We start from the raw sequence: 6,726 nt of genomic DNA on the forward strand, positions 1-6,726 counted from the left end.
GACAGGGGCCGCTGCACCCTGATCGACTGGAGCAGCCCGACCGCTATCCACACGGCGAACATCGAGGAGCCTCCGTACGAGACGAACGGCAGCGGAAGCCCCGCCACCGGCATGATGCCGAGGGTCATCCCGATGTTCTCGAACGCCTGGAAGGCGAACCAGGCGATGATCCCGGCCGCGACGATCGTGCCGTACAGCTCGGTCGCGTCCCGGGCGATCCGGCAGGCGCGCCAGAGCACGATGCCGAGGAGGACCAGGATCAGTCCGGCGCCCACGAAGCCGAGTTCCTCGCCCGCGACGGTGAAGACGAAGTCCGTCTGCTGCTCGGGGACGAACTGTCCGGTGGTCTGCGAGCCGTGGAAGAGGCCCGTTCCGTGCAGGCCGCCCGAACCGATCGCGATACGCGCCTGGTTGGTGTTGTAGCCGACGCCCGCCGGATCGAGCGCGGGGTTGGCGAAGGCGGCGAAGCGGGCGATCTGGTAGTCGTCGAGCAGCCCGGCCTTCCAGATCCCGATGGCGCCGGCCACTCCGGCGCCGATCAGTCCGACCACCCAGCGGTTGGAGGCGCCGGAGGCCAGCAGCACCCCGAGGACGATCATCACGATCACCATGACCGAGCCGAGGTCGGGCATCAGCATGATGATCAGGATCGGGAGCGCGGCCACCCCGAGCGACTTGGCGACCGTGCGGTGGTCGGGGTGGTCCTGGTCGCCCGCGTCGACCCGCGAGGCGAGGATCATCGCCATCCCGAGAATGATCGTGATCTTGGTGAACTCGGACGGCTGGAGGGAGAATCCGCCGCCGATGACGATCCAGGCGTGCGCACCGTTCACGGTCTGCCCGAGCGGTGAGAGGACCGCGAGGATCATCAGGACGGAGAGGCCGTACAGGATCGGGACGGCGCCGCGCAGGGTCCGGTGGCCGAGCCAGATGGTGCCGATCATCAGCGCCACCCCGACGCCGGTGTTCATGGCGTGGCGCAGCAGGAAGTAGTACGGGTCGCCGTGGGTCAGGGAGTTGCGGCCGCGGGTGGCCGAGTAGACCAGCAGCATGCCGATGAACGACATCGCGAGCGACGCCACCATCAGCGGCCAGTCCAGCCTGCGCACCAGGGAGTCGCGGGCGGTCATCTTGGACCAGGCGCCCTGCTCGGGGGCGTACCGCGCTACGGAGAATCCGCCCATGTCCTAGTCCCTCCTGCCCGGTCCGGCCGCGATCTGCGTTCCGCCGGACGACGAAGGCGAGGGAGGCGCCGGCGGCGACGATGAGGAGTCCGGCTTGGCGGGCGTGATCTTGGGCGAAATGATCGCACCGTCCTTGTCGATCTTCGGCAACGCCGTCTGCGGCTTCGGCAGGAGCGCCTTCTTGGGGTCCTGCTTGCCGTCCTTGCCGAGGCCGTACATCGCTTCGTAGATCTTGCGGACCGCGGGACCCGCGGCGCCGGAACCGGTACCACCCTGGGAGATCGTCATCACGATCGCGTAGTCCTTGGTGTACGTGGACAGCCACCCGGTGGTCTGCTTGCCCGCGACCTCGGCGGTGCCGGTCTTGGCGTGCAGCGGGATCTTGTCCTGCGGCCAGCCGCCAAACTGCCAGGCGGCCGTACCGCTGGTGACGACGCCTTCCAGGGCCTTGTTGATGTACGAGACGGTCGACTTCTTGTCGGGGAGCCTGCCGATGCGCTTCGGCTTGATCGGCTGCACCGTCTTACCGTCGGCGCTGATGACCGCCTTGCCCACGCTCGGCTGGTACATCGTGCCGCCGTTGGCGAGGGCCGAGTAGATCATCGCCTCCTGGACCGGGGTGAGGAGCGTGTCGCCCTGGCCGATGGCGTAGTTGACCGAGTCACCGGCGCGGATCTGCTTGCCGTCGGTGCAGTTCTCGTACTCGATCTGTTCGACGTAGGTGCCGTTCTTCTTGCCCTGCTTGCACCAGAGGTCCTTGTTCGCCTCCCAGTAGGCCTTCTTCCACTCGCGGTCCGGGACCCGGCCCGCCAGCTCGTTGGGGAGGTCGATGCCGGTCTTCTTGCCGAGCCCGAACTCGCGGGCGGTCTTGAAGAACCAGTCCTTCGGGTGCTTGGGGTTGTTGCCGCCGTCCTTCTTCCACTGGTCGTACGCCACGTGGTAGAAGACCGTGTCGCAGGAGACCTCCAGGGCCTTGCCCAGGCTGATGTCCCCGTAGTTCTCGCCCTCGAAGTTCTTGAACTCGCGGTTGCCGATGGTCATCGACGAGGTGCAGGGGTAGCCGCCGTCCGGGGCGTATCCGGCGTTGATGGCGGCGCTGGTGGAGATGACCTTGAAGGTGGAGCCGGGCGCCGACTGTCCCTGGATGGCGCGGTTCAGCAGCGGATAGTTGGAGGACGTCTTCGTGAGCCTGGAGTAGTTCTTGGCCGAGATGCCGCCGCCCCAGACGTTGGGGTCGTACGTCGGGGCGCTGGCCATCGCGATGACCTGGCCCGTGTGCACGTCCATCACCACGGCCGCGCCCGAGTCGGCCTTGTAGTTGGTGTGGGTGACCGAGTCATAGGTCTTGCGGAGGGCCTTCATCGTCGCGTCCAGCTCCTTCTCGGTCAGCGCCTGGACCCGGGAGTCGATGCTGGTGACGAGGGAGCTGCCGGGCTGTGAAGCCGTCTGGCCGGCCTTGCCGATGACCCGGCCGAGGTTGTCCACCTCGTAGCGGGTGACACCTGACTTGCCGCGCAGCTGCTGGTCGTACGTGGACTCAAGTCCGGCCCGGCCGACCTGGTCGGAGCGGAGCAGCGGGTTGTTCGTCTTGTTGGACGCGGCGACTTCCTTGTCGGTGACCGGGCCGAGGTAGCCCAGCACCTGGGCGGCGTTGAGCCCGCCCTTGCCGGGGTAGTCGCGGACGGCGGTCGGCTCGGCGGTGATGCCGGGGAAGTCCTCGGTGCGCTCCCGGATCTGGAGCACCTGCTGGGTGGTGGCCTTCTCGGTGACGGGGATCGGCTGGTACGGCGAACCGTTCCAGCACGGCTTGGGGGTCTTCGCGTCACAGAGCCTGATCTTCGCGATGACGTCGGCGGGCTTCATCCCGAGGACACCGGCCAGCCGGGTGAGGACGGCTTTGCCGTCGTCCTTCATCTTCAGCAGGGCGGTCCGGTTGGCGGAGACGACGAGCTTTGTCTCGTTGTCGGCGATCGGCACCCCGCGCGCGTCGTAGATGGAGCCCCGCACGGCGGGCTGGACGACCTGCTGTACGTGGTTGTTCCTGGCCTCCGCGCTGTACTCCTGGCCGTTGCGGATCTGGAGGTACCAGAGCCGGCCGCCGAGGGTGAGGAGGAGGGAGAAGACAAGGACCTGGATGACGACGAGCCGGATCCGGACCCGTGAGGTCCGTCCGGTCTCGGGAATATTGCTCACAGCCGCGCCCCACTGATCGTCCGGCCGGGGTCCGACGGCCGTGCCCCCGCGTGTCGCAGTCTCACAGCCTCTTGACCCCCTTGATACGTCCGGCCTTCGCCGCGCGTGACTTGGCCGCCTTCATCCGCAGACCGCCGCGCTGGCTGCCGATCTTCAGTCCGGTGCCGGTCGCCAGCCAGCCGGTGGCGACATCGCTCGTCACACCGCCGGTGTCGCGGCCCTCGGCGAGCGGGTCGTTCTCGGCCCGTCTCGCCAGCGCCATGATGAACGGGACGGTGAAGGGCGCGAGCAGCAGGTCGTAGACGGCGGCGCTGAACAGCAGCCCGAGCAGACCCACATGGCGGGCGGCGGTGTCCCCCACCAGAGAGCCCACCCCGGCGTAGAGCAGCGTGGAGCCGATCGCGGCGGCGACCACCACGACCATCGGACCGGTGACGGACCTGAGGCGCCCGTTCTCCGGCTTGGCGAGCCCCGCGGCGTAACCGATGACGCAGAGCACCAGGGCGTACCGCCCCGCTGCGTGGTCGGCGGGCGGGGCCAGATCGGCCAGCAGACCGGCGCCGAACCCGATGAAGGCGCCGCCCACATGGCCGTACACCAGGGCGAGGCCCACCACCGTGAGGAGCAGCAGGTCCGGCACGGCGCCGGGGAGTTGCAGTCGGGCGAGCACGCTCACCTGGATCACCAGGGCGACCACCACCAGCGTGGCCGAGAGCAGCATCCGGTTGAGACGCATACGGATCAGCTCCTACTACTGGGGGGCGTTGGGGTCGTTGCCGGGGCCGGTGTTGTCGCCGGAGTCGCTGTTGGCGCTGTTGTCGCCCGCCCCGGTGTTGTCGCTGTTGTCGCCCGCGCCGGAGTTGTTGTCCCCGGCACCGGTGTTGGCGTTGTTGCCGCCGCCGGGTGAGGGCGTGACGGTGACCGTGACGGTGGGGGCGGGCTTCGCCTTGGCGGGCTTGGCCGGCAGGACCGTGTCGCGCGGGTTGCTGCGCGGCGGCTCCACGACGACGCCGACCAGGTCGAGCTTGGTGAAGCTGACGTACGGACGGACGTAGACCGTACGGGTGAGGTCGCCGCCCGAGGGGTCGACGCGGACGACCCGGCCGACGGGCACACCGGGCACGAAGGGCTTGTCGTTGCTGGAGCCGAAGGTGACGAGCCGGTCGCCCTTCTTGACGTCGGCCTTGCCGTTGAGGAACTGCACGGAGAGCGGACGGTCGCCGCGGCCGGTGGCGAAGCCGACCTCGTCGCTGCGCTCCATCCGGGTGCCCACGGTGAAGTCGGGGTCGTTGGCGAGCAGCACGGTGGCGGTGTGGGGGCCGACGGTGGTGACCCGGCCCACGAGTCCGTCCCCGTTGAGCACGGTCATGTCCCGCTTGATGCCGTCGGCGGTCCCGGTGTCGATGGTGATCGTCCAGGAGAAGCCCTGGGCCGCTCCTATGGCGATGACCTGGGCTCCCTTGATTCCGTACTGGCCCGCGCCCGCGGTCTTGAGCATGCTGTCGAGCTGGCGGACGCGGCTGCGGTTGCGGTCGCTGCTGCCGAGCTGCTGCTTCAGAGCGGTGTTCTCACGCTCCAGCGCGCTGATTCGGCTGTGCCGGTCGCCGGAGTCCCGTACTGCGCCGATGGCGTTGCCGACCGGATTCACGGCGCCCGCGACACCGTTCTCGACCGGTCCGAACACGGTGGCGGCGGCGTGCCGGGCACCAGCCACCGGTGACGATTCACCGCCGCGGATGTCCACCGTGATCAGTGCGAACGCAATAGCGATCAGCAGCACCAGGAGCAGCCGGCTCTCTCGTGTGTCCCTCACGTGCGGAGGCCGTGCCTTCCTCGTCGGAATTCATATGCGTTTGTGGAGTTCTGCCTGGAGTCCTGCGTGGGTGAAGACCGACTGGAACGCGGCCGGACTCCTTGCTTCAACGATCCGCCGTACGGGGCGGACATGCCCCGTACGGCGGAAGAGCGTGTTCCGTCACCGGCGGGGCTGGGCGTCCAGTACCTGCTGAAGAGCCTCGAACTCCTCGACGCACTTGCCCGATCCGAGGGCGACGGAGTCCAGCGGGTCCTCGGCGATATGGATGGGCATCCCCGTCTCGTCGCGCAGCCGCTCGTCAAGACCGCGGAGCAGCGCCCCGCCGCCGGTGAGCACGATGCCGCGGTCCATGACATCCCCGGAGAGCTCCGGCGGGCACTTGTCGAGCGTCGTCTTGACCGCGTCGACAATGGCGTTGACCGGCTCCTCGATGGCCTTGCGGACCTCGGCCGCGGAGATGACCACGGTCTTGGGCAGCCCGGACACGAGGTCACGGCCGCGGATCTCGGTGTGCTCGTCCTTCTCCAGATTGAACGCGGAGCCGATGGTGATCTTGATCTGCTCGGCGGTGCGCTCCCCGAGGAGGAGGGAGTACTCCTTCTTGATGTGCTGGATGATCGCGTTGTCCAGCTCGTCGCCCGCGACCCGGATCGACTGGGCCGTGACGATGCCGCCCAGCGAGATCACCGCGACCTCGGTGGTGCCGCCGCCGATGTCGACCACCATGTTGCCGGTGGCCTCGTGGACGGGCAGGCCCGAGCCGATGGCGGCCGCCATGGGCTCTTCGATGATGTGCACCTGGCGGGCGCCCGCCTGGGTGGACGCCTCGATGACGGCGCGGCGCTCGACCCCTGTGATGCCCGAGGGAACACAGACGACGACACGCGGCCGGGCCAGATAACGGCGCTTGTGGATCTTCAGAATGAAGTAGCGGAGCATCCGCTCGGTGATTTCGAAGTCGGCGATCACGCCGTCCTTCAGCGGCCGTACGGCAACGATGTTGCCCGGCGTACGGCCGATCATCTTCTTGGCCTCGGCGCCAACGGCGAGGATCCCGCCGGTGTTGGTGTTGATCGCGACGACGGAGGGTTCGTTGAGGACGATTCCTCGACCCCTGACGTACACCAGCGTGTTGGCAGTCCCGAGGTCGATAGCCATGTCACGGCCGATGAACGACATTGAGTTCCCCTTGTTCCCCATGAGGATGCGTCGGGCCTTCCCAAGTGGAGCGATTGGCTTTTTTGGTAGGCGAAGTGAGCGCTGTGGGTGTGAAGACTTCCATCGTAATGCCGCCTGCACGATCGCCGCGCGAGGGTCCTCCGCCATGTGGGCGGAAGTTGTGCCCGCCTCAACCATGGTGACGTCACGTCGGGGCGATGCGTTCCCGAAATCGCCCGGCATATGCCGAAGGGGGGGGCCCGTTATAGTGTGGGCCGCGGGGGTGGGTGGTGTTTGGTCGGTGCGGGAGCGGCTGATCGCCCCGGCCACCAATACTCTCTGAGGCTCTCGCGGGCGGGCGCACTCGGGCGCGGG

At 68.1% G+C, this 6,726-nt stretch carries 5 protein-coding genes; all 5 read right to left on the reverse strand.

From position 1 onward, the window contains the following. Positions 1 to 1,184, reverse strand: a 1,184-nt coding sequence (gene rodA, locus ACFXBC_RS32580; RefSeq protein WP_385032830.1) for a rod shape-determining protein RodA, incomplete at its 3' end; no start/stop codon positions are given. Positions 1,185 to 1,187: 3 nt separating this feature from the next. Further along, the gene (gene mrdA / locus ACFXBC_RS32585) at positions 1,188 to 3,377 is read right to left on the reverse strand and encodes a penicillin-binding protein 2 (RefSeq protein WP_385032833.1); all 2,190 of its coding nucleotides are present in this window, start codon (positions 3,375 to 3,377) and stop codon (positions 1,188 to 1,190) included. A 61-nt stretch (positions 3,378 to 3,438) separates the two neighbouring features. Then, positions 3,439 to 4,113 carry a rod shape-determining protein MreD gene (gene mreD / locus ACFXBC_RS32590; protein WP_385032836.1) on the reverse strand — a complete coding sequence of 225 codons (675 nt, stop codon included), beginning with the start codon at positions 4,111 to 4,113 and terminating at the stop codon, positions 3,439 to 3,441. Positions 4,114 to 4,128: 15 nt separating this feature from the next. After that, entirely contained in the window at positions 4,129 to 5,190 is a 1,062-nt protein-coding gene (gene mreC / locus ACFXBC_RS32595; RefSeq protein ID WP_385032839.1) for a rod shape-determining protein MreC, read from the reverse strand. A 162-nt stretch (positions 5,191 to 5,352) separates the two neighbouring features. Further along, positions 5,353 to 6,372 (reverse strand): rod shape-determining protein, encoded by a 1,020-nt coding sequence (locus ACFXBC_RS32600; RefSeq protein ID WP_385032842.1) that lies wholly within the window; start codon positions 6,370 to 6,372, stop codon positions 5,353 to 5,355. Between the last annotated feature and the right edge of the window lie 354 nt (positions 6,373 to 6,726).

Source organism: Streptomyces sp. NPDC059398 (assembly GCF_042751845.1).
Lineage (GTDB): Bacteria > Actinomycetota > Actinomycetes > Streptomycetales > Streptomycetaceae > Streptomyces.